Below are 24771 nucleotides of genomic sequence, written 5' to 3' on the forward strand. Positions count from 1 at the left end.
TCTTTACCGCGGCCATGATGCCAAGGCCTCGCGCGGCGTTACAACAGGATTTGCCGATCGGTCGCAAGAGCGCGCATGGCCCCACCGCGCGCCGGGGCCGCGATCATGGCATCACCCGGTAACCACGACCCCGCCATCCACCGGCAGGCATTGGCCGGTGATCGCCCCGGACGCCTCGGAGGCAAGAAACAGCGTGGGCGCCACCATGTCTTCCGGCAAGATCGGGCGCGGCAGGCACTGGCGCGTGAGAAAGGCTTCGTATTTCTCCGGCGTCACCCAGAGGTCGACCTGCTTCTGCGTCATCGTCCAGCCCGGCGCGAGCGCGTTCACCCGGATGCCCGCGGCGCCAAACTCACGCGCCTGTGCCCGGGTCAGCCCGACAATGGCAGCGTTCGAGGCGGCGTAGGACGGGTATTCGCCGATGCCCATCATGTAGGAAACCGACGAGAAATTGACGATCCGCCCACCGCCCGCGCGCTGCATGCCCGGGATCACGGCCTGCGCCGCGAAGAAATAGGGTTTCAGGTTGATCGCCTGGTTCTGGTCCCAGAAGTCTTCCGTCACCGCGAGGGTTTCGTGGCGCACGTCGTTGGCGGCATTGCTGACGAGCACGGTCGGGTCGCCATGGGCCCGGGCCGCCTCGGCCACCGCTTCGCGCAGCGCCTCGACCCGGGTGATATCACAGGCGATGAACAGCGGCCGCACCCCGTGCCGCACCTCCATCTCGTCGCAAAAGGCGGTCGCGTCGGAGCGCTGAACGAAGGCCACCTTGCAGCCCTGCTCCAGGAAGCCCTCGGTCAGCGCCGCGCCGATCCCCGAGCCGCCGCCGGTTATGAAAACGGAAGCCCCTTCGAGATCGGGAAAGATCGCTCGTGGCATGGCATGCTCCTCGCTGTCCGGTTCGGCCCGAGCCTATGCAAGCCGCGTGGCGATGTGAAGCGGCCGGGCATGGCGGACCCGGACATTTCCCCCTTTCTGCGCCCTTGCGAAAGGCGTATCGGTGAACCCGACAGCGCGCAGCCGGTGCAAGGCCCGCAAGGGGCCCGTCCAATGCGCAAAGTGCAAGGAACCGCCCGAAATGCGGGCAGCACCCGGCGACGCACCTTGTGCCGCCAGACCGGGGTGGACGAATGGCAACAGCGCGCGCAGAACTGGGCGGGTCGGTCTGGATCATTCCGGCCGATAGCGCTATCAGGATGCCCAGCCGGGCGAGCGAGGATCAAGAGCCGTGACCAACGAAAAAGAACCCACCCTGACGCGGGAAGGCTTCCGCGACGACATCCTGCATCACCTGAAATACACGGTGGGCAAGGACAGGCATCACGCTTCGGTCTACGATTGGCGCCTTGCCCTGTCCTACGCCCTGCGCGACCGTATCGTCGAACCCTGGTTCGCATCGACCAAGGCCACCTGGGACAACGATTACAAGCGTGTCTATTACCTGTCGATGGAATACCTGATCGGCCGCATCCTCGAAGACGCCGCGATCAACCTCGGGCTCAAGGGCCTCGCCGCCGCCGCGCTGCTGGACCTCGGGCAGGACTTTGACGTGATCGCGCTCGACGAGCCCGACGCCGCGCTCGGCAATGGCGGGTTGGGGCGGCTCGCCGCCTGCTACATGGAGAGCATGGCCACCCTCGGCTGCCCCGGCTATGGCTACGGCGTGCGCTACGAACATGGGCTGTTCCGGCAACGCTTCGAGATGGGCCAGCAGGCCGAAACGCCGGAAGACTGGCTCAGCCAGCGCCACCCGTGGGAGTTCGAGCGGCCGGAATCGAACTATACCGTGCGCTTCAAGGGTCATATGGAGGAGCGTCACGGCAAGACCGTCTGGGTGCCCGGCGAAACCGTGATCGCAACCGCCTATGACACCCCGATCGTCGGCTGGGAGGGGCGCTGGTCGAACACCCTGCGGCTCTGGGGCGCCAAGCCGACCACGCTGTTCGATCTGGAACGGTTCAACCGGGGGGATTATGCCGCCGCCGCCGCGCCCGAGACGCTCGCGCGCACCATCACCCGCGTGCTCTATCCCGATGACACGACCTATGCCGGCAAGGAACTGAGGCTGAAACAGGAGTATTTCCTCACCTCCGCCTCGATCAAGGATATCCTGCGGCGCTACCTCGAATCGCACGACGACATCACCGAGCTCGACAAGCACATCGCGATCCAGATGAACGACACCCACCCGGCTCTGGCCGGGCCGGAACTGATCCGGCTGCTCGTCGACCGCCACGATCTGCCCTTCGAACAGGCGTTGGAGATTTCGCAGAACGTGCTTGGCTACACCAACCACACTCTTCTGCCCGAGGCGCTTGAACGCTGGTCGACATGGCTCATGGGCAGCGTGCTGCCGCGCCATATGCAGATCATCGAGAAGATCGACGCCGCCCACCTCAAGGCCAACCCGGCGCGCCCGGCAAGCATCGGAATCGTGCGCAATCACGAGGTGCACATGGGCGAACTGGCGTTCGTGATGGCCAACCGGGTCAACGGCGTCTCGGCCTTGCACACCGAACTCGTCAAGTCGCAGCTTTTCCCCGCGCTCGACAAGCTGCACCCCGGCCGCGTGATCAACGTCACCAACGGGGTCACCCCGCGGCGCTGGCTCAAGCTCGCCAACCCCGGCCTTGCCGATCTCGTCACCGAGACCATCGGCGAGGGCTGGGAGGCCGATCTCGACCGGCTCGAAGAGCTCGTGCCGCATATCGAGGACAACGGCTTCCGCGAGGCCTTCATGGCGGTGAAGCGCGCCAACAAGGCCGAGGCCGCGCATTGGATGAAGGTCAAATGCGGCATCGAGGTTGACCCGGACGCGATGTTCGACGTGCAGGTGAAGCGCATCCACGAATACAAGCGCCAGCTCATGAACGTCTTCGAAACGATCGCGCAATGGCACGAGATCAAGAAGAACCCGGAGGGCGATTTCGTGCCCCGGGTGAAGATCTTCGGCGGCAAGTCGGCCCCCGGCTATGCGGTGGCGAAGGAGATCATTCACCTGATCAACGACGTGGCGGAGGTGGTCAACAACGATCCCGACATGCGCGGGCGGCTCAAGGTGATCTATCCGCCGAACTACAACGTCACGATGGCCGAGCGCCTGATTCCCGCCGCCGATCTCTCCGAACAGATCTCCACCGCCGGCAAGGAAGCCTCCGGCACCGGCAACATGAAGCTCAGCCTCAACGGCGCGCTCTCCATCGGCACGCTCGACGGCGCCAACGTGGAGATTCGCGAGCGGGTGGGGGCGGAAAACTTCTTCCTGTTCGGCATGACCGCGCAGGAGGTCATCGAACGGCGCAAGAACGTCAACCACGCGCGCGAGGCGATCGAGGCGAGCCAGGCGCTGAAAGATGTGCTCCAGCTCATCGCCGAGGGCCGCTTCTCGCCCAACCAGCGAGACAGGTATCACGGCCTCGTCCACCGCGCCTGGAACAGTGACTATTTCCTCGTCACCTCCGATTTCACCGACTACCAGCGCGCGCAGGCCGAGGTTGACGCGGCCTTCCTCGACCCCGACAGATGGGCGCGCATGGCCGCGCTCAATACCGCGAAGATGGGCTTTTTCTCGTCTGACCGGTCGATCCGTGGTTACATGGAGAATATCTGGGGCGCACGTTCGGCGCTCTGAACAAGGGGAGCCCAGCGATGGCGAAGAAGTCCGACCAGAAACCCGCCTTCAGGGTGACGAAGGACGAGGCCCGAGCCATCGCCGAAGGCCGCCACGGCGATCCCTTCTCGGTGCTCGGCGCCCATGGTGGACGATTGGCCGTCTGGGCCCCGGGTGCGGCCAGCCTCCGGCTGAAACAGGGCCGGGCCAAACCCATGGCTCTCGCGCCGCACCCCGATTGCCCCGGGTTGTTCGAGGGGCCGGTCGACCCGGAAAAGCCCTATACGCTCGACGCCGAAGACGCGAACGGCACCGGCTGGTCCTTTGCCGATCCCTACCGTTTCGGCCCGGTGCTGGGCGAGCTCGACGAATACCTCCTCGGCGAAGGCGGCCACCGCCGGCTCTGGGAGGCGCTCGGCGCGCACCCGATGACGATCGACGGAGTGCCGGGCACGCATTTCGCCGTCTGGGCGCCCAATGCCGCGCGCGTCAGCGTGGTGGGCAATTTCAACGCCTGGAACGGCACCGCTCACCCGATGCGCAAGCGCGGGGCGACCGGGGTGTGGGAAATCTTCATTCCCGGCGTTGGTGAAGGCACGGTCTACAAATACGAGATCCGCGCGCTGGGCGGCGCGATCCTGCCGCTCAAGGCTGATCCGGTCGGCTTTGGCTCCGAGCACCCACCCGCCACCGGCTCGGTGGTGCGCCACCCCGGGCTCGGGCGCAAATGGGGCGATTCCGCGTGGATGAAAGAGCGCGCCGCGCGCAACAGCGTCGATGCGCCGATCTCGATCTACGAGGTGCATCTGGGCTCCTGGCGCCGTGTCGAAGACGGCGCGCGGCCGCTCTCCTACGAGGAACTCGCGACCGAACTGGTCGACTACGTCAAGTGGATGGGCTTCACCCATATCGAGCTGATGCCGATCAGCGAACATCCGTTCGACGGCTCCTGGGGCTACCAGCCCATCGGCATGTTCGCTCCCACCATCCGCCACGGCACGCCGCAGGAGTTTGCCGCTTTCGTCGAGGCCGCCCACAATGCCGGGCTCGGCGTGCTGATCGACTGGGTGCCGGGCCATTTTCCCACCGACGAGCACGGGCTGGGCCGTTTCGACGGCACAGCGCTCTACGAACACGGCGACCCCAAGGAGGGCTTCCACACCGACTGGAGCACGCTGATCTACAATTACGGCCGCACCGAGGTGGCGAATTACCTCGAGGCCAACGCGCTCTACTGGCTGGAGGAATACCACCTCGACGGGCTGCGCGTGGATGCCGTCGCCTCGATGCTCTACCGCGACTACTCGCGCAAGGCGGGCGAATGGGTTCCCAACAAGGACGGCGGCCGCGAGAATTACGAGGCGATCGACCTTCTGCGCAAGACCAACACGCTCGCCTATGGCGAACACCCCGGCATCATGACCGTGGCGGAGGAAAGCACCGCTTTCGGCGGGGTTTCACGGCCCGTCGAGTTCGGCGGGCTCGGCTTTGGCTTCAAGTGGAACATGGGCTGGATGAACGACAGCCTCGAATACATCGCGAAGGAGCCGCTCTATCGCAAGTATCATCACGGTGAACTGACCTTCTCGATGGTCTATGCTTGGAGCGAGAACTTCATCCTGCCGATCAGCCACGACGAGGTGGTGCACGGCAAGGGCTCGATGATCGCGAAGATGCCGGGCACCGCCTGGGAGCAATTCGCCAACCTGCGCGCCTATTACGGCTACATGTGGACCCATCCGGGCAAGAAGCTCCTGTTCATGGGGCAGGAGTTCGCCCAGGGCCGCGAGTGGAACTACGCCCAGAGCCTCGACTGGCACCAGACCGATCTGCCCGAGCATCGTGGCGTGCAGCTCCTGGTGCGCGACCTCAACGCAATGTATCGCGACAACCCGGCGCTGCACCTGCACGATACCCGCCCCGAAGGCTTCGACTGGCTCGAGGCGAACGACGCCGAGCATTCCGTGCTCGTCTTCGCCCGGAAAGCGCGCAAGGACGATCCGATGATCGTGGTTGCCGTGAACATGACGCCCGTTGAACGCCCGGCCTATCGCATCGGCTTTCCGGCGGCAGGGCGCTGGGACGAGATCCTCAACACCGACGCCGGCCTTTATGGTGGCGGCAACCGGGGGAACATGGGGGGAATCGAGACCGAACCGGTGGAATGGCACAACCGACCGCAGTCGGCCTATGTCGTTTTGCCCCCCCTGTCGGTGGTTGTTTTCCGGCAGGCGTGAGGGGAGACTGACCGGAGCGGGGAAGCAGGCGAACAGGAGGAGAAACCCAGATGGAACGGCAAAGACCGAGAAGACTGTCGTCACAGGCCATGGCCTTCGTTCTTGCCGGCGGGCGCGGCTCCCGGCTCAAGGAACTGACCGACCGGCGCGCAAAACCTGCCGTCTATTTCGGCGGCAAGACCCGGATCGTCGACTTCGCTCTCTCCAACGCGCTGAACTCGGGCATTCGCAAGATGGCGATCGCCACGCAATACAAGGCCCACAGCCTGATCCGCCACGCCCAGCGCGGCTGGAACTTCTTCCGGGCCGAGCGCAACGAATACCTCGATATTCTCCCCGCCTCGCAACGCATCGACGAGGAGAACTGGTACAAGGGCACCGCCGACGCCGTGCGCCAGAACATCGACATCATCGACAGTTATGGCGTGGAATACATCGTCGTTCTGGCGGGCGATCACATCTACAAGATGGACTACGAGATCATGCTCGAGCACCACGTCGATTCGGGTGCCGAGGTGACGGTAGGATGCCTGACCGTGCCGGTGGCCGAAGCCACCGCCTTCGGCGTGATGGATATCGACACCGAGGGCCGGATCACGAGCTTTCTCGAAAAGCCGGCCAAGCCGCCGCACATGCCCGGCGACCCCGACCATGCGCTGGCTTCCATGGGCATCTACGTGTTCGACTGGAAGTTCCTCCGCGAACTGCTGCTGGAAGACGCTTACGACGAAAGCTCCAGCCACGATTTCGGACACGACCTGATTCCGCACATCGTCGCCAACGGCCGCGCGGTGGCGCACAAGTTCACCGACAGCTGCGTGCGCTCGGGGCTCGAAAAGGAGGCCTACTGGCGCGATGTCGGCACGATCGACGCCTACTGGCAGGCCAATATCGACCTGACCGACTTCGTGCCCAAGCTCGACATCTACGACCGCACCTGGCCGATCTGGACATATTCCGAGATCGTTCCGCCCGCCAAGTTCATCCACGACCAGGAAGGGCGGCGCGGTGCGGCGATATCGTCGCTGATCGCGGGCGATAGCATCGTTTCGGGTTCGGTGGTGAAAAACTCGCTGGTCTCGACCGGCGGGCGTCTGCATTCCTTCTCGTCGGTCGATTACTCGGTTTTGCTTCCGCATGTGCAGGTCAACCGGAATGCGCGCCTCAGGAATTGCGTGGTGGATTCGGGTGTCGATATTCCCGCGGGCCTCGTGGTCGGTGAAGATCCCGAGGAAGACGCCCGGTGGTTCCGGGTGACAGAGGGTGGCATCACCCTTATCACCCGTGACATGATCGCCGCCCGGCAGGCGTCGCTCGACTAGGACAATCCCATGCGCGTGCTCTCCGTTGCCTCTGAAAGCGTCCCGCTGATCAAGACGGGAGGGCTCGCCGACGTGGTCGGCGCGCTCCCCGCCGCGCTCGCGGGGCAGGGGATCGAGATGCGGGTGATGATCCCGGCCTACCACGGCATTCTCGAGAAACTCGGGGCGGTGGAAGAGGTTTGGGCCGACTGGAACCTCTATGGCGGACACGCCCGGCTGTTGAAGGGCAGCATTGGCGGGGTGACGATCCTCGCGCTCGACGCGCCCTACCTCTACCACCGGCCGGGCGGGCCCTATGCCGACAAGGGCGGCGATTATCGCGACAATCCCGAGCGGTTCGCCGCCCTTTCCTGGGCCGCCGCCACGGTGGCGCGTGACGGCACCGGCGACGGCTGGAAGCCTGAGGTTCTGCACGCCCATGACTGGCAGGCAGCGCTCGCCCCGGCCTACCTGCGCTACCACGGCGACGGTGGGGTGAAATCCGTGCTCACCATTCACAACATCGCCTTCCAGGGCGTCACCGGCGGTGACCGGCTCGAGAGCCTGCGCTTGCCCTGGCACGCATGGCACCCGGATCAGGCCGAGTATCACGGCAATCTCTCCACGCTGAAAGCCGGCTTGGTGACAGCAGACGCGATCACCACCGTCTCGCCCACCTATGCCAGGGAGCTGATGCGGCCGGAGTTCGGTATGGGGCTTGAAGGCGTGATCGGCGCGCGCGCGCATGACCTCAGCGGCATCCTGAACGGGGTGGACGAAAACACCTGGAACCCCGAGACCGAAACCGCGGCCAGGCCCTATTCCGCCACCGACCTGAAGCCGAAAGCCGAGAACCGCGCCGCGCTGATCGACGAGTTCGGCCTTGGCGACGTGCCCGGGCCACTGGCCATCGTCGTCAGCCGCCTGACTTGGCAGAAGGGGATCGACCTGCTTGCCGAGGCGCTGCCCGACTTCATCGATGCCGGCGGCGGCCTGGTGCTGCTCGGCTCTGGTGAACACGGGCTGGAACAGGCGATGCACGCCGCCGCCAAGCGTTTTCCCGATCGCGTGGGCCTGCGCATCGGCTACGACGAGCCGCTTGCGCACCGGATGTTCGCGGGCGGCGATGCCGTGCTCGTGCCCTCCCGCTTCGAGCCTTGCGGGCTGACCCAGATGTATGGGCTCAAATATGGCGCCGTGCCCGTCGTGGCCGCCACCGGCGGGCTCAACGACACGGTGATCGGCGCGAGCCCTGCGAGCCTCGCCGCCAATGCCGCCACCGGCATTGCCTTTCACCCGGTCGACGGCATCGCGCTCAGCGGCGCCCTGCACCAGCTCGTGCAGCTCTACAACGACCGCGCAGGCTGGACACGCCTCGTGAAGCGCGCGATGAAAGCCGAGGTTGGATGGTCGCGCCCGGCCGCTGCCTATGGCGCGCTCTACAGGAGCCTCACGACGTGACCGCCCCCCGCCCAGCCCTCACACCCGCGCGCGTCGCAAGCCTTGAACTCACCCCCGGCCGATCTTGGCCGATGGGGGCGAATGTTGACGGGAACGGGGTGAATTTCGCGGTTTTCTCCGCCAATGCCACGAAAATCGAGGTCTGCCTGTTCAGCGACGACGGGCGCACCGAGTTGACCCGCATCGCGCTGCCCGAGCGCGATGGCGACGTCTGGCACGGGCACATCGCCGGGATCGGACCGGGAACCCGTTACGGCCTGCGCGCCCACGGCCCCTACGAGCCCGAGAAAGGCCACCGCTTCAATCACAACAAGCTCCTGATCGACCCCTACGCACGCAAGATCGACGGCAAGCTGCGCTGGTCCAAGGCGCTGATGGGCTATCACGTCGGCTCGCCGCTTGGGGACCTGAGCTTCTCCACGCGCGACAGTGCCTTTGCCGTGCCGAAATGCGTTGTGGTCGGCGCTGACGGCTTCGACTGGCAGGACGACAGCCCGCCAGCGCACCCCGACGCGGCAACCCTGATCTACGAGGCGCACGTGAAGGGGCTGACCGCGGCTCATCCGCGGATCGAACCCTCGCGGCGCGGCACCTTCCGGGGCGTGGCCTGCGACGCGATCATCGACCATCTCACCAGCCTCGGCGTCACCGCCATCGAACTTCTGCCGGTGCATGGTTTCGTCGACGACCGCTTCCTCGTCGAGCGGGGCCTGCGCAACTACTGGGGCTACCAGTCGATTGCCTTTTTCGCACCCGAACCGCGATACCTCGACCATGGCGATACCGCCGAATTCAAGGAGATGGTGCGCAGGCTGCACAAGGCCGGGATCGAGGTGATCCTCGACGTGGTCTACAATCACACGGCAGAGGGCGATGGCTTCGGCCCCACGCTCTCGTTCCGCGGGCTCGACAATGCCTCCTACTACCGTCTTGCCCATGACCCGCGGCACTACATTAACGATTGCGGCACCGGCAACGCGCTGAACCTTGCGCATCCGGCGGTGCTGCGCATGGTGATGGACTCCTTGCGCTACTGGGTCGAGGAGTTCCACGTCGACGGATTCCGCTTCGATCTCGCCACCGCGCTCACGCGGGGGCCGCACGGCTTCGATTCGGGCTTCCTTCACGCCATTCGGCAAGATCCGGTGCTTGCCCGCACCAAGCTGATCGCCGAGCCGTGGGACGTGGGCCCGGGTGGCTACCGGCTGGGCCATTTCCCACATCCGTTCCACGAATGGAACGATCGTTACCGCGACGACGTGCGCGCCTTCTGGCGCGGCGACGCCCACATGCTTCCGGGGCTCGCCAAGGCGCTTCTCGCCAGCCCCGAGATCTTCGACCGTGACGGTCGCGCCGCCCCGGCCAGCATCAACCTCATCACCTCGCACGACGGCTTCACCCTGGCCGACCTCGTCGCCTACAAGGACAAGCACAACGAGGCCAACGGCGAGGGCAACCGCGATGGCCATTCCGCCAATTTCTCCGATAACCTCGGCCACGAGGGGCCAACCTCCGATCCACTGATCCTCAAGGCCCGCGCCCGGCGCCAGCGGGCGATATTGGCGACGCTGTTCTTCAGCCAGGGCACCCCGATGCTGCTCGGCGGCGACGAGATCGGCAACTCCCAGCGCGGCAACAACAACGCCTATGCGCAGGATAACGAGACCGGCTGGATCGACTGGAAGGGCGCCGACCCCGATCTCCTCGCCTTCACCCAGCGCCTTTCCGAACTGCGGCGGCGCTTCACGGTTTTCAGCCAGCGCAACTTCCTGCATTCCCGCCCACGCCCCGCCGATGGCCTGCCCGACCTGGAATGGTGGCATCCAGACGGGCGCGCACCCTCCGACGAAGACTGGCACGACCATATCCACACCATGGGCATGATCGTGCGCGCCTCTGCCGAGACCCTGGAGGATTCGGGCGATGACGAGGTGTTTGTCGTGTTCAACGCAGGCCACGCGCGCGAGGTGAACCTGCCTCCGGGCGAATGGATCCGCGTGCTCGACAGCGCCAACCCCGACAGCGGCGAGAAGCCGGCAAACGCCACCTACAAGGCCGCCGAACAATCGGTCGTGCTTTTTGCTCATCCCGACGCCGCCACCAAGGAGGGGACCCCATGACGATTCTGACCATCGCCACCCAACCCATCGACGGGCAGAAGCCCGGCACCTCGGGGCTGCGCAAGAAAACCCGCGTTTTCATGCAGTCTCACTTCGTCGAGAACTTCGTGCAGGCGACCCTCGACGCGATTGGTGGCGCCGCGGGGAAGACCTTCGTGCTCGGCGGCGACGGGCGCTATTTCTCGCCGCAGGTGGCGCAGGTGATCCTGCGGATGTGTGCGGCCAACGGCGCGGCGAAGGTCATCGTCGGGCAAGACGCGCTGCTCTCCACCCCGGCGGCGAGCCACCTGATCCGGCTGAACAAGACCGACGGCGGCTTCATCATGTCGGCCAGCCACAACCCCGGCGGGCTCGACGAGGATTTCGGCCTGAAGTTCAACACGGCCAATGGCGGCCCGGCTCCCGAGAGCCTCACGGACGCCATTCATGACGCCACCACGCGGATCACCGAATACCTGATTCTCGAGGCCCATGATGTCGATCTGGCCGCCATCGGCGAGACCCGCCTCGGCGATATGGTTGTCGAGGTCGTCGATCCGGTGATCGACTACGCCAACCTGATGGAAACGCTGTTCGATTTCCCGAAGCTGCGCGACATGTTCGCGGCGGGCTTCCGGATGCGCTTCGATGCCATGTGCGCGATCACCGGGCCCTATGCCACCGAAATTCTCGAGCGCCGCCTCGGCGCACCCGAGGGCACCGTCGTCAACGGCACGCCGCTGCCGGACTTCGGCGGTATGCACCCCGACCCGAACCCGACCTGGGCGAAAGACCTGATGGACGTGATGTTCGGCCCCGACGCCCCCGATTTCGGCGCCGCCTCCGATGGCGACGGCGACCGCAACATGGTGGTGGGCAAGAACACCTATGTCTCGCCCTCCGACAGCCTCGCCGTTCTCGCCGCCAATGCCCACCTCGCGCCCGGATACCGTTCCGGGATTGCCGGCGTGGCCCGCTCCATGCCCACCTCCGCCGCCGCCGACCGGGTGGCCGAGGCGCTGGGTGTCGAAGCGTTTGAAACACCCACGGGCTGGAAGTTTTTCGGCAACCTGCTTGATGCCGGCCGGGTCACGCTCTGTGGCGAGGAAAGCTTCGGCACCGGCTCCGACCACGTGCGCGAAAAGGACGGGCTCTGGGCGGTGCTGCTCTGGCTCAATATCCTCGCCGAGCGCGGCCAGAACGTGGCCGAAATCCTCGCCGATCACTGGGCGAAATACGGCCGCAACTACTACTCCCGCCACGATTACGAGGCCCTGCCGACAGTCCTGGCCAACACCATTGTCGACGGTCTTCGGGCCCGCCTCGCCGAGTTGCCCGGCACCGATGTCGCGGGCATGACCATCGCCGCAGCCGACGATTTCGCCTATACCGACCCGGTCGATTCATCGGTGGCAAAGCACCAGGGCCTGCGCGTTAGCTTTACCGACGGCTCGCGCTTCGTCATCCGCCTGTCGGGCACCGGCACCGAGGGCGCGACTCTGCGGCTCTACCTCGAGCGTTACGTGGCGGGTCCGGACAACCTTCACCTCGACGTGCAGGACGCCCTCGCGCCTGTCATTGGAGCGGCCGAAAGCCTCGCCAGTATCCGGGCTGTCACCAGGCGCGACGCCCCGGACGTGGTGACCTGACCACCGAGCCAAGCGGCGGGTTATGCCCTCTCGCAGTCGCGCCTCACCAGCGCAGGACTTCAGACGAAATCAATCATCGAGAGGTCGAAGTCTCCCTGCTCAAGCCCGAGCAGCTTGGCCGAACCACCGTTCCAGTTAAGGAAAAGGTGATCCGTTCTGGTTTGCAGGCTGACATCTTCCTCGGTCAGGCCCTCGAACCGCAGAACGTCTTCTGCCGGGTTGAAATCGTAGAGCGTATCTCTGCCGTTCTTGCGCTCGAAAACGAAAACGTCCGCGCCAGCACCACCAAAGAGCTCGTCTCTCCCGCGCCCGCCGTTCAACTCGTCATCTCCATCGCCCCCTTCCAGGAGATCGCGCCCATTCCCGCCAAAGAGCCTGTCATTCCCGGCCCCGCCAAAAAGCTGGTCCTTGCCGTTTCCGCCCCACAGCTCGTCATCTCCATCGCCACCGTAGAGGCTATCACGCCCGCCTTCACCCCAGAGCTGATCGTGACCGTCTTCTCCATACAGCTGGTCCCTGCCCCGGCCGCCGTAGAGGCCGTCATTCCCCGCGCCCCCGTGAAGCCAGTCATGTCCATTGCCGCCCCACAAGCGGTCGTCGCCGTCGCCACCTTCGAGCCGGTCGTTTCCATTATCGCCCGCGAGGGCGTCGTCACCCGCTTCACCATACAATTCGTCGTCGCCATTCCCGCCGTGCAGGCTGTCATTCCCTGCGCCGCCGTAGGCACGATCATTCCCATCCCCGACAAATATCCGGTCGACGCCATCACCACCGTAGAGAAGGTCGTTCCCCGCATCGCCCGAGAGCTGGTCATCGCCCGCGTCGCCATAGAGCTGGTCGTCGCCATCGCCGCCATGAAGATTGTCCTGCCCCGAGCCTCCATAAAGCCAATCATCGCCATCGCCGCCATCGAGATGGTCATCCCCATCGCCGCCATGAAGGTGGTCGTTCCCCGCGTGACCCCAGAGTTGGTCATGGCCTTCGTCGCCATACAAATGATCGTGGCCGCCCCCGCCATAGAGGCGATCATCCCCGGTGCCACCGTGGAGCCAATCGTCCTTTCCGCCACCCCAGAGGCGGTCGTCGCCGGCGCCTCCATAGAGGTAGTCGAGCCCCGCCTGGCCCCAGATCCGGTCATCGCCGTCTTCTCCGTAGAGAAAGTCAGGGCCTTTTTGCCCCCGGATCTTGTCGGCTCCCGGCCCGCCGAAGGCGCGATCACTGCCCTTTCCGGCAAAGATGACGTCGTCACCGGCTTCCCCGAAGATGACGTCCTTGCCGTTGGTTCCACTCAGCCGGTCGTCCTGCTCGCTGCCGCGCACCTCGTTCTCGTCGGGTGCAACCTGATAGAGATCGTCCTCCGGATCTTCCGGCTCCTCCGGGTCCGGTTCGGGGGGTGCATCGGGATCACCAACATCAGGCTGGTCCGGGCCCGGATCGCCGTCAGATCCATCCCCCTCGTCGCCCGGGCCTGGGTCTTGCGGCGTGTCGGGCTCGCCCGGATCTTCGGTATCGCCTTGATCGCCCTCCCCGCCCGGCTCGGGCTCGGGGGCCTCTTGAAGCTGGAAGGCGGAGAGATCCATCATCGGGCGGTTCACGCCCTCAATCACGGCCGCCCGCACGGCATCCGGGCTGAGCGGCGTCAGATCCGGGCCGCGCAGGGTGAGAATCTCATCGCGCCAGATCACCTCCGCCCCGGAATTGTTGCTGGTGATGACCAGGCTTTCCGGGTCGTGGAACATCGGCCAGGAACTCAGGTCGAGCCTGTCGAAGGCCGGGTTGAAGTCGAGGATAACGTCCTGCTCGCCATCAGACACGAGAACGAAAGTGTCTCGCCCCGCGCCCCCGGTCAGGCGATCCCGGCCGGGACCGTCCACGATGATGTCATCGCCGTCGCCACCATCGAGCCGGTCGATCCCGTTGCCGCCGATGAGGATATCCGCACCCACGGTCCCCGCGAAGATCTCGCCGGCCGGGTCTGCGGCTCTCTGGATGCCGAGCCCGCCGAGATCGACCGCAAGATCGGTCAACTCGCCGCCACCCTGCGACGCGGCCACGATCCGGAGCGTTTCGCCGATGACGGTGGCCGTGATGGCCGAGATATTCGCGAGACCGGTGGTGGCGGTATCGGCCATGCTGTCGAGATGTTGAAGCCGGCCCCCAGGCAAGAGCGTGAACAGCGAAAGGCCGTCATCGCCGCCACCGGCAACCACGAAGGTCATGCCCGACGCTTGCGCCACGGCGATATCCTGAACCCCTCCAAACCGCGTGTCGCGCGTGTCGATCACGTGGTCGCGCGCCGTCAGCATGCCCGCGGAATCAACCTCGAAAACGCTGAGCGCGCCGTTCGACTCCATCGCCGAGGCAACGAGCAGATAGGTTGTGCCACCAACCGCGATGGTCTGCATCGCCGTGGGCGACATGATACCGACGCCCTGTTCCGGGCCGCTGGCATCGGCGAAAGCAAAGCCCGCATCCGATGCCCGAAACGACGTGACGCCATGTTCGCTGCCCGAAGCGGCGAACAACAGGTTCGTGCCATCGACCGTGGCATCGGCGAATGCCGAGACGGCCGAAAGATGCGCAGTGTCGCTATCGGAAAGAACCTGGGGGTTGGTGAGAGCGGCGCCGGTTATCTCGTGAAGGGAAAAGCCGTCTCCCGCTTCCGGCGCGCGGGCGATGAGGAGGTCGCCCTGCTCGGTCACCGCGATCATGGCCGGACGGATGGTCGAGGCATCGAGGCCGGGAATGGTGGAGACGGCGCCGAGATCGCCAGCCGATGAAACCGATATGGCGCCGAGAGAAACACTGTCGGTCATGCCGATCACGACACTGAGGCCGCCGCCCCCATCAGCGATGATCGCGATCTGATCCGATATGCCGGCTTGCCAGTTCGGATTGAAAAGCGCGTGGTCGACGAACGACGCCGCTCCGGTGCCGGTGAGGCTATAGGTCGACAGCCCCCCGTTTGGCCCGGACGTTGCAAAGACAGTCGCCTGGTTGCCGTTGTTCAGGATCCGCAGATCCGTGATCGCGTAATCCAGCGCATCGACGCCGCTCGAAATTGTTCCTCGCACGGCAAACTTCATCTGCCACACTCCCCGTTTCACCCAAAACCGAGGCTGGTGTTGCGGGGTGGCGGCGAGCGGATCAGAAATGTGACGAAACAGCGGAGCATATCCAAAATCCGCTGCGTTCTGTTAGAGGGGTCGTTTACCAGGCCCCCTTGTTTTCTGGGGGCCCCGACGCAGGGATCAGCCCGCCATGTTGCGCTCGTGCATGTCGATGGCGTCGTTGACGTCCTCGAAATACTTCACGCGCCCCTTGTTCAGAAGAACGGCGGAATCGCAGAATTCCCGCAACTCGCGCATGTTGTGGCTGACCATGAGCGCGGACGAGGATCTGACCCTCTCCCGAAACACCGCCCGGCTCTTGCGCTTGAACGCAGCATCGCCAACGGCCGTCACCTCGTCGATCAGGTAGGTATCGAACCTGATCCCCATCGCCGCGCCAAACACGAGGCGCGACCGCATCCCCGAGGAATAACTCCGCACCGGCATATGGAAATGCGGGCCCAGTTCGGCGAAATTCTTCACGAAGGTAACCAGGCTGTTGGTGTCGACCCCGTAGATCCGCGCGATGAAGCGGACGTTTTGAGCCCCGCTGAGATCCTTGTGAAAACCCCCGGCAAGGCCGATGGGCCAGGAGATCGACCCGTCGGAAACGATCCGGCCGCTATCAGCGTTCATCGTGCCGGCCACGATCTGAAGCAAGGTCGATTTTCCCGCACCGTTGCGTCCAAGGAGGGCGACGGATTTTCCCGTCGGGAGCGAGAAATTGAGGTTCTCGAATACGATCTTGCGCCGACCGTTGACCCAGAAAGATTTGGTCAGGTTTTCGAATTGGATCATGGCAAGCGCTATTTGCGATCCCGGAAGGCATAGAACATCAATGCGGTGATCACCCACGAAAGGAAGAGAAAGAGGGCCGCCAGCCCGAGTATCATGACACGTTGCGGGTATTCGGACTTCTGCGGCAGGGTTGGCCGAATATAGGTGGCGAGATACCGGCTTTGCCGCGCGGCGTTCGCGCGGGCGATATCAAGGTTGGCAAGCGCAGCGGCGTAGCCTTGTTCGGCGAATTCCCGTTCCACCGCCAATCCTTCGTACTCCGCCAGGAGCTCGGGATAACCCTCGACCTCCGAATCGGGTTCTTCGGTCGAAAACGTGCGCCTTTCGGCGGCGATCCGATCCCGGATAACATCAATCCTGCGCTGCGCCTGAACGATCCTCGGATCGCTCGGCGACGTGTCTTGCGAAACGAGATCGTAGTCGATCAAGGCTTGTGCAAGCTGCTGCTGCAGGCTCGCCAGAACGCCCATGCGGCTACGAAGGTCGCTTTCCGGGTCGACGATCTGCGTTCTGGTGCGGAACCGGACCAGGGCCTCGCGCGCGGATTTCAGCCGGGCCAGGGATTCGGCAAGGTCTTCCTCGGCGTAACGCAGGGCATCGCTTCGCGCCGTCGCGTTGAGTTCGTTCACCAACAGCTGGCTCTGCGCGATGATCTCGTTGGCCACCTCTTGCGCCATTTCGGGTGAAAACGCGACGACCCGAAGATTAACAAGCCCGGTGGTCTGATCGAACGAGACTTTCACGATTCGCTGCCAGTATTCGACAAGATCCTCGACCGTGCCATCCGGCTTGAATGCGAAAATCGGGTCACGCTCGTAGGGTTCCGAGTAGTGGCTTCGCAGGTCGAGATTGTCATCCACCACCGAAACGAGGTTCTGGCTTTGGATGAAGGCGTAGAGCATGTCGGCCTCACCTCCGCCCGCGCCACCTCCCATGAACTGGGAAAGCCCGCCCAGCATTTCCGCCGCCCCGCCCATTTCTTCTTTTCGAACGGAGAATCCGGCAACGGAGCCATATTGTTCGGTGGCCCGTTCGAACATGTAGTAGCCGATCAGCAGCAACGGCAGGATAACGACAAGCAGGAACGAGACCGAAACGCCCCAATGCCGCTTGCGCATCTTCGCCTTGACCGCCATCGGACGGATCTCAATCACCTCCGGCCCGGGATCGGATTTGACGGGCTCCGCAGGCGCGGTGGCTTCTTCTTTGGTCTGATCTTTTTCGGACTTTTCCGCCATTTACGATTACTGGTCCTTGCATGGCATCCGCGTTTGAACTCGGATGCGCAGTTCTACATAATAGCAGGCTCCAACACCAGCCGCATGGAGAAGCCATTGGCGTACAGCGAACCGCAGGGGAGGATTGAGACGTTTGATCCTCCGTTGGAACCCGCGGCCAGCGCGATCGGCGGGCACCGGCGAAGTTTCGCCACCTCGCGGGTTATCCTTGCCCTCCTTCTGCGGGAAATGACCTCGAAATACGGCAGATCGCCGGGCGGTTACCTCTGGGCGATCATCGAACCTCTCGGGATGATCCTGATGCTGTCGGTCGGTTTCTCGCTGCTGATGCGGGCCCCGTCGCTCGGGAGCAGCTTCCTTCTGTTCTACGCCAGTGGTTACATGGTTTTTCAACAATACAAGGTGGTGGTCAGCTCCGTTGAAAACGGCATCAACTACTCGCGCGCGCTGCTCAATTACCCGGCCGTGACCTGGCTCGACGCGCTTATCGCTCGATTCGTGCTCAACGCCTTGACCAACATTCTGAACACGATTCTGATTCTGGGGGGCGTGCTGTATTTCGTCAAAAGCACGGGCGTTCTCGACCTATACCCGATGCTGATCGCGATGGCGCTTGCGTCACTTCTCGGTCTGAGCATCGGGAGCCTGAACTGCCTGCTTTCCGGGTTGTTTCCGGTCTGGAAGACGGTGACAAAGATCATCAACCGCCCTTTGATGATCGCCTCCGCGGTGCTCTACATCTTCGAGGATATGCCGATGCAGGTGGGTAATGTCTTGTGGTGGAATCCACTCACTCACCTCACCGGCCTCATGCGGCAGGGGATGTATTCAACCTATCATCCTCAATACATTTCGATCACCTATGTGGTCTTGTTCGCCCTCGTGCCGTTGGCCGTGAGCCTGCTGTTCTTGAGGGCCTACAACAGAACGATCATCAATCAGGACTTCGGCTGATCGGCCAGTTTTGGCTCATGCGCCACCGGGTGCGCGATTCCGCGAAATTGGGATCACTTTTCTATTGATCGGGTGATCTCGATCGGTTACGGGCGGCTCAGAAGTCACTCGTCCCGGCGCAATGCGCCATGGAGGTCATCATGCTGACACGCAACGATCTGATCCGTGAACGTCGGACCCGTGGTGGGAATCTGCCGGGGCTGCTCGTGGTCTATTCCGTTCTGGTCGGCACCATGGCCGGAACCGCTCTGGCGATCCTCTGACCTGAACGACAAACCTGCGCCGACCGGGTGCGCAGGGAGCGCACCCGGGTTTGCGTCGTCAAACGTCCGCGCTTTCTCCGACATTGTCGACCCCGCGCTCCTCGAGGAGCGTGGTGAGCCAGTTCGGGTCCATTTCCGGCACCGATGAGAGCAGGAGATCGGTGTAGGGGTGGTGCGGGGGCGTGAACATCTCGTCCTTCGGCCCCTGCTCCACGACCTTGCCGTTCTGCATCACCACCACCTCGTCGGCGATCGAACGTACGGTGGCGAGATCGTGGGTGATGAACATGTAGGCCAGCCCGAGCTCTTGCTGGAGCCGGTCGAGCAGTCTCAGGATTCCTTCCGCCACGAGTTGGTCGAGCGCGCTCGTCACCTCATCGCAGATGATGAAATCCGGTTCCGCCGCCAGCGCGCGGGCAATACCGACCCGCTGTTTCTGCCCGCCCGAAAGCTCCGGCGGGTAACGGTTGTAGTATTGCGAGGGTTCGAGCTCGATCAGGTCGAGCAACTCGTCCACCCGCTGCTTCAGCGCGGAGCCTTTCAGCCCCGAGTAAAATCGGGCCGGTCGTCCGATGATCTCGTGAATCTGGACTTTCGGGTTCAGTGCCGTGTCCGCCATCTGGTAGATCATCTGGGCCTGGCGAAGCTGGTCTCGCGTGCGCTTGTGATAGTCGGGCGGAAGTGGCTCGCCCCTGAACAGGATCTCGCCCTTGGAGGGCGGAAGCAGCCCGGTGATGCAACGCGCGACGGTCGACTTACCCGAGCCCGATTCCCCCACGACGGCCACGGTCATTCCCGGGTAGATGTCGAACGAGACGTCATCGAGAACCTTCGCGCTACCGGTATAGGAGGCGTCGATGTTCTTCACCGAGATGATCGGCTCGGTACCATCGGTCGGCCGCGATTTCTGTTCTCTCTTGAAACTGCGCACCGCCCAGAGGCTCTTGGTGTATTCCTCCTTCGGGTTCTCCAGCATCTCCTCGGTCGACGCCTGCTCCACCTCTTCGCCCTTCAGCAGAACCTTGATGGTATCGGCCATCTGGGCGACCACCGCGAGATCGTGGGTGATGTAGATCGCGGCGGTGTTGAACTGGTCGACGATGTCGCGAATCGCGGCGAGCACCTCGATCTGCGTGGTCACGTCGAGCGCCGTGGTCGGCTCGTCGAAGATGATGAGGTCGGGCCGGCACGACATCGCCATCGCCGTCATCGCCCGCTGAAGCTGCCCGCCCGAAACCTGGTGCGGATAGCGAAAGCCGATCTCTTCGGGGTTGGGAAGGCGCAACTGCTCATAGAGCTTCATCGCGTCTTCCTGCGCTTCGAGCCGCTTCTGGATCCGGTATTGCACCGGCGCCTCGGTGTGCTGATCGATGATCTTGTGCGCCGGGTTGAACGACGCGGCAGCGGATTGCGCCACATAGGCGATGCGCGATCCGCGTAACGCGCGTTTCTCTGCCTCCGACGCGGTGGTCAGTTCCATCCCGTCGAACTCGATCGTGCCGCCCGAGATCCGTGTGCCATCACGGGCATAGCCCATGGCGGCCGCGCCGATCGTCGATTTGCCGGCACCCGACTCGCCGATCAGGCCGAGCACCTCACCGCGGTGGAGCGTGAGGTCGACACCCTTGATGATATCGACCCATTGCTCGTCGGAGTACCCCTGGATCTGCAGATCCTCGATCTCGAGCAGGATGTCCTTTTTCGAAAACTTGCTCATCTTATTGCTCCTTCAGACCGGAAGACCGGAACAGCATCCAATCGACCACGAAGTTCACCGAGACCGTCAGCAGCGCAATCGCGGCGGCCGGGATCAGCGGTGTGATATCGCCGAACGAAATCAGCGTTGCATTTTCGCGCACCATGGAACCCCAATCCGCCGTCGGCGGCTGGATGCCAAGGCCGAGGAAGCTGAGACCGGCGATCAGCAGGAACACGAAGCAGAACTCCAGCCCGAATTCCGCGATCAATGGTGCGGTCGAGTTGGGCAGGATCTCGCGGCGGATCAGGTACCAGTCACCCTCGCCGCGCAGCTTGGCGGCCTCGATGTAATCCATCACCACGATGTTGCCCGCCACCGCGCGCGTCAGGCGGAAGACCCGGGGCGCATAGATGATGGCCACGACGATCACGATCACCCAGATTTTCGGCCCGAGGATCGAGAGCATCAGCAGGGCGAAGATCAGCGACGGAATCGACATGATGACATCGGCGAACCTGCCCATCACCTGGTCGAACCATCCGCCCTTCACCGCGGCCAGAAGCCCGGCGAGCGCACCCATGATGAAAGCCAGAATGGTGGCGACCAGGGCGATGCCAACGGTGTTGCGCGCACCGTAGATGAGGCGACTGAAGACGTCGCGCCCCAACTGGTCGGCACCGAGCAGCATGTCTCTGTCCGCCGGAGCGAAGGCTGAAGTAATCACTTCCGCTTCGCCATAGGGCGCGATCCAGGGCGCGAAGATCCCGGCGATCGCGTAGGTGAAGACCACGAACATCCCGAACGAAGCCGTAAGCGGCGCGGTGCGCAACTCCTTGGCCAGGTCGGGCTTCGCAATCTGGATCAGGAATTCCCTGAACGCGTAGGACACCCCGGCCGCGAGAGCGAGCATGCCCGCCGCGATCGTAACATTCCTGAGGGCCGGCACGCCGCCGATGATCCCGAGCACGAAGGAGATCAGGGTCAGCGAGAAGACCATCATGAACACCTTGCGATAATTGAAGTAGGCCGCAAGGCAGGAGGCGCAGATCAGGGCCGCGTAGTAGCCAATGACGAAAACACTCATGTCGCCCCCCTTATTTCGGATGCCGCAGACGCGGGTTGGTCAGAATGGCCCCCACATCAGCTGCGAGATTGAGCAGGATGAAAGTGGCCGCGAAGATCAGGCTGCAGGCCTGAACGACCGGGAAATCGCGTTTGGACACAGCATCAACGAGCGCCTGCCCGATCCCGGGATAAACGAACACCACCTCGACCAGCACGACGCCGGTGATCAGGTAGGCGAGGTTCAGCGCCACCACGTTGATGATCGGCGCCCAGGCGTTGGGGAGCGCGTGCCGCACGATCACCTTCCACGGTGGAACACCCTTGAGCCGGGCCATCTCGATATAGGGAGAGGAAAGCAGGGCGATGATCGCCGCCCGTGTCATCCGCATCATGTGTGCGGTCACCACGAGCACGAGGGTAAGCGCGGGCAGGAATGTGCGGTAAAGCAGTTCGCCCAGATCCATGCCGCTCGACAGGTTCGCGATTGCCGGGAACATGTTGGCCTTAACCGCCAGGAAGAGGATCAGGATGTAGCCGAGGAAGAATTCCGGGCTCGAGATCGAGGTCAGCGTGAGAACGTTGGCCACCCGGTCGAAGATCGTGTTGCGCAGCAGCGCCACGATGATCCCGAGGATGATGGCAACGGGCACCGCGATCACGGCAGCATAGGCAGCGAGGAACAGCGTATTCACGAAGCGCGTTCCGATCACGTCCATCACCGGATCACCGGATGTGGCCGATATGCCGAAATCACCCTGCACCGCACCGCCGAGCCACTGGAGATAGCGGACCACCGCAGGCTGGTTGAGGCCGAGCTGTTCGCGCAGCCGTGCCACGGTTTCGGGCGTAGCCCCTTGGCCAAGTATCTGCTCGGCAACGTCGCCGGGCAGCATTTCGACCGCGAAAAAGATCAGGATCGACACCACCAACAGTGTCAGCAGGCCATAACCAAGCCGCTTAAGAACGAGCCGTAACAGATCGCCCATTTATCTCTCCCCCTGTGTGCCCACCCGTTTTGGACGGTGTTTTTTGCCATCGCTCCCGTTTTGCCAGTCATGTCGAGCCGGTCTTCGGGGGCGAAGGAGAATGGCCCGGCGCATCGCTGCGCCGGGCCTTTGGACTTCAGCAGATCAGCCGGTGAACCACCAGCGGCTCGCCGCGCGGCCACCGTCGCTTTCCCAGCTCGCCGCCAACTCGTCGGGCGTGCCGACATTGCCGCGCGCGCCGTAGACGAAGTTGTTGAAGAACGGGATGATGGTGCCGCCGTCGTTACGGGCGAGCAGCGCCATTTCGCGATACATCTCCGCACGCAGGCTGTCGTCGAGTTCCGCCTTGGCCTGAAGCAGGAGTTCGTTGAACCGGTCATTGACCCAGCGGCTCTCGTTCCAGGCTGCGCCTTCCTTGTAGGCCAGCGTATACATCACGTCCGGCGTCGGGCGTGCGCCCCAGGACACCAGCGTGAACGGCTTCTTGAGCCACACGTCGGAATAGTAGCCGTCGTTCGGCTCCCGCACGACGTTGACGTTGATGCCTGCGGCCTTGGCGTGCTCGGAATAGAGAACCGCCATGTCGACCGCGCCGGCGCTGACGCTGTCGGCCGTCGAGAGGTTCACCGTGATGCCCTCGGCACCGGCTTTCTTGATCAGCGCACGAGCCTGATCGGGATCGTATTCGCGCTGCGGGATATCGTCGGGCCAGTAGGGCTGGGCCGGCGAATGGTGGAAGTCGTTGCCCTTGGTGCCGGCGCCGAACAGGATCTTCTCGATGATCTCGTCGCGGTTGATCGCCAGCTTCATCGCGTTGCGCACGTCGACGTTGTCGAACGGCGCGGTGTCGCAGAACATCGGCATGGTGATGGCACCGGCCGAGGGAACGTTGAACACCTGGATGTTCGGGTCACGCTCGAGGAGCGCCATCGTCTTGACGTCAACCTGCGAAACCGCATCGACATCGCCCGTGACGAGCGCGGTCTGGCGCGCGTTCGGGTCGTTGAGCACGATGATGTCGACGTTGTCGAACCATGCGCCTTCGCCGTGCCAGCCATCGTGGCGGGTGAGCGAGAACTGAACGCCAAATTCGCCCGAGTCGATCTTGTAGGGCCCCGAGCCGTCGCCCGAGCGCCAGTCGATCGTGCCGTCGTCGTTCGCCGGGCAGATCGCGAAGTGATAGTCGGTCATCAGCCAGGGCAGGTCGGCGTTGCCGCCGGTGAGCTTGAACGTCACGGTGTGTTCGCCGTCCGCCACGATATCTTCGACATCCGCAAGCAGCGCCTTGGCGGCCGAGGTAGTATCGTCGCCGCGGTGGTGGTTGAACGATGCAACAACGTCATTCGCCGTGACCGGGCGGCCGCTGTGGAAGCTGGCGTTCGGGTTCAGGGTGAAGGTCCATTCGGAAGCGGTTTCGTTGGCTTCCCATGCATCGGCCAGGTCCGGCCCAAGCGAGCCGTCGCCGTTGATCATCGTCATGTATGACCGGTGCGTATGGCCAAGGAAGATCATCGTCCGGGTCACGTAGGTGCCGGGATCGTGCGTGTCGCCGGTGTTGCCGTCATGGATACCCCAACGGAACGTGCCGCCGCGCTGCGGCGCCGCCGCCGCGCTCTTGGTCCACAGGCTGGTGGCGCCAGCCGTGGCGAGGCCCGCGGCTGCAGAGTAGTTCATGAAATCCCGGCGCGAGATACGGCCCTTGCGGGCTCCTTCGGCGATCCGGTTGATGAGGTCTTGGTCTTTCCTAGACATGACATCTCCCTAGTTGGTTATGGTGCAAACTCGTTGGTCCGCGCCTTTTATGATCCCTCCCGGACGGCATGTGCGGAAGGGCCAAAAACGACATGTAGCAATCAAAACACGAAAAGCGCCTTTGCATCCACCCCAAAAACACGCGTTTTTTTGGATAAGCCGGTGACGAAGGATGTCGTTTTTTGACAAATCACAGAGTTTCCAGCCTGTGCCCAGCAAGCCACCGGCAGCCCTTACGTTGCGGAAACCGATAGCGCAAACAGGTCTTCTCCAAAGATTTCCCACCCGGTTACGCCCCAAGGTTGATTTTTCGATGATAGCACAAAACCCGAATCCGCAATCGGAATTTGTGATGCAGGCGCGGCGGCCTCGAGCGGCTGCGGCGCAAGGAAAAGCCCCGGACGCGGTGCGGAGAAACTGGGAGGGTGTTGAGGTGAATTCCCGAAGTGGTGCCGGTGAAGGGACTCGAACCCCCGACCCACGCATTACGAATGCGTTGCTCTACCAGCTGAGCTACACCGGCCCGCTTCAGGTGCGGGTGCTTTAGCA

16 protein-coding genes and 1 tRNA gene are annotated in these 24771 nt (G+C 63.7%); 8 read left to right on the plus strand and 9 right to left on the minus strand.

The annotated features are described in order from the left end of the window. Positions 1–111 precede the first annotated feature (111 nt). On the minus strand, positions 112–879 hold the full coding sequence (locus IEW01_RS00950; protein WP_188525732.1) for an SDR family NAD(P)-dependent oxidoreductase: 768 nt from the start codon (positions 877–879) through the stop codon (positions 112–114). A gap of 349 nt (positions 880–1228) precedes the next feature. Between IEW01_RS00950 and IEW01_RS00955 the strand changes: the two genes are divergently transcribed. The 6 genes from IEW01_RS00955 to IEW01_RS00980 are packed head-to-tail and all read left to right on the plus strand — an operon-like array spanning position 1229 to position 12357. Next, positions 1229–3631 carry a glycogen/starch/alpha-glucan phosphorylase gene (locus tag IEW01_RS00955; RefSeq protein WP_229737994.1) on the plus strand — a complete coding sequence of 801 codons (2403 nt, stop codon included), beginning with the start codon at positions 1229–1231 and terminating at the stop codon, positions 3629–3631. Between the two features lie 17 nt (positions 3632–3648). After that, on the plus strand, positions 3649–5847 hold the full coding sequence (gene glgB, locus IEW01_RS00960; protein WP_188525733.1) for a 1,4-alpha-glucan branching protein GlgB: 2199 nt from the start codon (positions 3649–3651) through the stop codon (positions 5845–5847). A 50-nt stretch (positions 5848–5897) separates the two neighbouring features. Then, a complete protein-coding gene (gene glgC, locus IEW01_RS00965) occupies positions 5898–7169 on the plus strand; it encodes a glucose-1-phosphate adenylyltransferase (RefSeq protein WP_188525734.1) in 1272 nt (423 codons plus the stop codon). A 9-nt stretch (positions 7170–7178) separates the two neighbouring features. After that, positions 7179–8609, plus strand: coding sequence for a glycogen synthase GlgA (glgA, locus tag IEW01_RS00970; RefSeq protein ID WP_188525735.1), 1431 nt, complete (start codon positions 7179–7181; stop codon positions 8607–8609). After that, positions 8555–10729, plus strand: a complete 2175-nt coding sequence (glgX, locus tag IEW01_RS00975) for a glycogen debranching protein GlgX (RefSeq protein ID WP_438810803.1) — start codon at positions 8555–8557, stop codon at positions 10727–10729. The genes glgA and glgX overlap by 55 nt, the downstream gene beginning before the upstream one ends. After that, complete coding sequence (locus IEW01_RS00980; RefSeq protein ID WP_188525737.1) at positions 10726–12357, plus strand: alpha-D-glucose phosphate-specific phosphoglucomutase; 1632 nt, start codon at positions 10726–10728, stop codon at positions 12355–12357. The genes glgX and IEW01_RS00980 overlap by 4 nt, the downstream gene beginning before the upstream one ends. Before the next feature lie 59 nt (positions 12358–12416). Here the strand turns inward: IEW01_RS00980 and IEW01_RS00985 are convergent, their stop codons facing one another. The 3 genes from IEW01_RS00985 to IEW01_RS00995 all read right to left on the minus strand — a co-directional run bounded on the left by IEW01_RS00985 (position 12417) and on the right by IEW01_RS00995 (position 17419). Beyond that, complete coding sequence (locus IEW01_RS00985) at positions 12417–15443, minus strand: calcium-binding protein (RefSeq protein WP_188525738.1); 3027 nt, start codon at positions 15441–15443, stop codon at positions 12417–12419. A gap of 165 nt (positions 15444–15608) precedes the next feature. Beyond that, the gene (locus IEW01_RS00990) at positions 15609–16265 is read right to left on the minus strand and encodes an ABC transporter ATP-binding protein (protein WP_188525739.1); all 657 of its coding nucleotides are present in this window, start codon (positions 16263–16265) and stop codon (positions 15609–15611) included. A gap of 8 nt (positions 16266–16273) precedes the next feature. Beyond that, the gene (locus tag IEW01_RS00995; protein WP_188525740.1) at positions 16274–17419 is read right to left on the minus strand and encodes a KpsE/RkpR family capsule polysaccharide export protein; all 1146 of its coding nucleotides are present in this window, start codon (positions 17417–17419) and stop codon (positions 16274–16276) included. A gap of 180 nt (positions 17420–17599) precedes the next feature. Here IEW01_RS00995 and IEW01_RS01000 point away from each other — a divergent pair, with 180 nt between their 5' ends. Then, positions 17600–18457 (plus strand): ABC transporter permease, encoded by an 858-nt coding sequence (locus IEW01_RS01000; RefSeq protein WP_188525741.1) that lies wholly within the window; start codon positions 17600–17602, stop codon positions 18455–18457. Positions 18458–18597: 140 nt separating this feature from the next. Further along, positions 18598–18720 (plus strand): hypothetical protein, encoded by a 123-nt coding sequence (locus tag IEW01_RS17745; protein ID WP_268236795.1) that lies wholly within the window; start codon positions 18598–18600, stop codon positions 18718–18720. 58 nt (positions 18721–18778) lie between these two features. On the opposite strand, the gene IEW01_RS01005 is transcribed toward IEW01_RS17745, so the two are convergent. The 5 genes from IEW01_RS01005 to IEW01_RS01025 all read right to left on the minus strand — a co-directional run bounded on the left by IEW01_RS01005 (position 18779) and on the right by IEW01_RS01025 (position 24745). After that, complete coding sequence (locus IEW01_RS01005; protein WP_188525742.1) at positions 18779–20437, minus strand: ABC transporter ATP-binding protein; 1659 nt, start codon at positions 20435–20437, stop codon at positions 18779–18781. Position 20438: 1 nt separating this feature from the next. Next, the gene (locus tag IEW01_RS01010; RefSeq protein ID WP_188525743.1) at positions 20439–21503 is read right to left on the minus strand and encodes an ABC transporter permease; all 1065 of its coding nucleotides are present in this window, start codon (positions 21501–21503) and stop codon (positions 20439–20441) included. A gap of 10 nt (positions 21504–21513) precedes the next feature. Further along, positions 21514–22470, minus strand: a complete 957-nt coding sequence (locus tag IEW01_RS01015; RefSeq protein ID WP_188525744.1) for an ABC transporter permease — start codon at positions 22468–22470, stop codon at positions 21514–21516. 144 nt (positions 22471–22614) lie between these two features. After that, positions 22615–24222 carry an ABC transporter substrate-binding protein gene (locus IEW01_RS01020; protein ID WP_188525745.1) on the minus strand — a complete coding sequence of 536 codons (1608 nt, stop codon included), beginning with the start codon at positions 24220–24222 and terminating at the stop codon, positions 22615–22617. Between the two features lie 447 nt (positions 24223–24669). Further along, a tRNA-Thr gene (locus IEW01_RS01025) sits at positions 24670–24745 on the minus strand. Between the last annotated feature and the right edge of the window lie 26 nt (positions 24746–24771).

The organism is Sinisalibacter lacisalsi (assembly GCF_014640115.1).
Taxonomy (GTDB): domain Bacteria; phylum Pseudomonadota; class Alphaproteobacteria; order Rhodobacterales; family Rhodobacteraceae; genus Sinisalibacter; species Sinisalibacter lacisalsi.

Excerpts from the sequence above, each read along its gene's own strand:
- IEW01_RS00950 (WP_188525732.1), bottom strand. The coding sequence starts at position 879 with ATGCCACGAGCGATCTTTCCCGATCTCGAAGGGGCTTCCGTTTTCATA.
- glgB (WP_188525733.1), top strand. The coding sequence starts at position 3,649 with ATGGCGAAGAAGTCCGACCAGAAACCCGCCTTCAGGGTGACGAAGGAC.
- glgC (WP_188525734.1), top strand. The coding sequence starts at position 5,898 with ATGGAACGGCAAAGACCGAGAAGACTGTCGTCACAGGCCATGGCCTTC.
- glgA (WP_188525735.1), top strand. The coding sequence starts at position 7,179 with ATGCGCGTGCTCTCCGTTGCCTCTGAAAGCGTCCCGCTGATCAAGACG.
- glgX (WP_438810803.1), top strand. The coding sequence starts at position 8,555 with ATGGTCGCGCCCGGCCGCTGCCTATGGCGCGCTCTACAGGAGCCTCAC.
- IEW01_RS00980 (WP_188525737.1), top strand. The coding sequence starts at position 10,726 with ATGACGATTCTGACCATCGCCACCCAACCCATCGACGGGCAGAAGCCC.
- IEW01_RS00985 (WP_188525738.1), bottom strand. The coding sequence starts at position 15,443 with ATGAAGTTTGCCGTGCGAGGAACAATTTCGAGCGGCGTCGATGCGCTG.
- IEW01_RS00990 (WP_188525739.1), bottom strand. The coding sequence starts at position 16,265 with ATGATCCAATTCGAAAACCTGACCAAATCTTTCTGGGTCAACGGTCGG.
- IEW01_RS17745 (WP_268236795.1), top strand. The coding sequence starts at position 18,598 with ATGCTGACACGCAACGATCTGATCCGTGAACGTCGGACCCGTGGTGGG.
- IEW01_RS01005 (WP_188525742.1), bottom strand. The coding sequence starts at position 20,437 with ATGAGCAAGTTTTCGAAAAAGGACATCCTGCTCGAGATCGAGGATCTG.
- IEW01_RS01010 (WP_188525743.1), bottom strand. The coding sequence starts at position 21,503 with ATGAGTGTTTTCGTCATTGGCTACTACGCGGCCCTGATCTGCGCCTCC.
- IEW01_RS01015 (WP_188525744.1), bottom strand. The coding sequence starts at position 22,470 with ATGGGCGATCTGTTACGGCTCGTTCTTAAGCGGCTTGGTTATGGCCTG.
- IEW01_RS01020 (WP_188525745.1), bottom strand. The coding sequence starts at position 24,222 with ATGTCTAGGAAAGACCAAGACCTCATCAACCGGATCGCCGAAGGAGCC.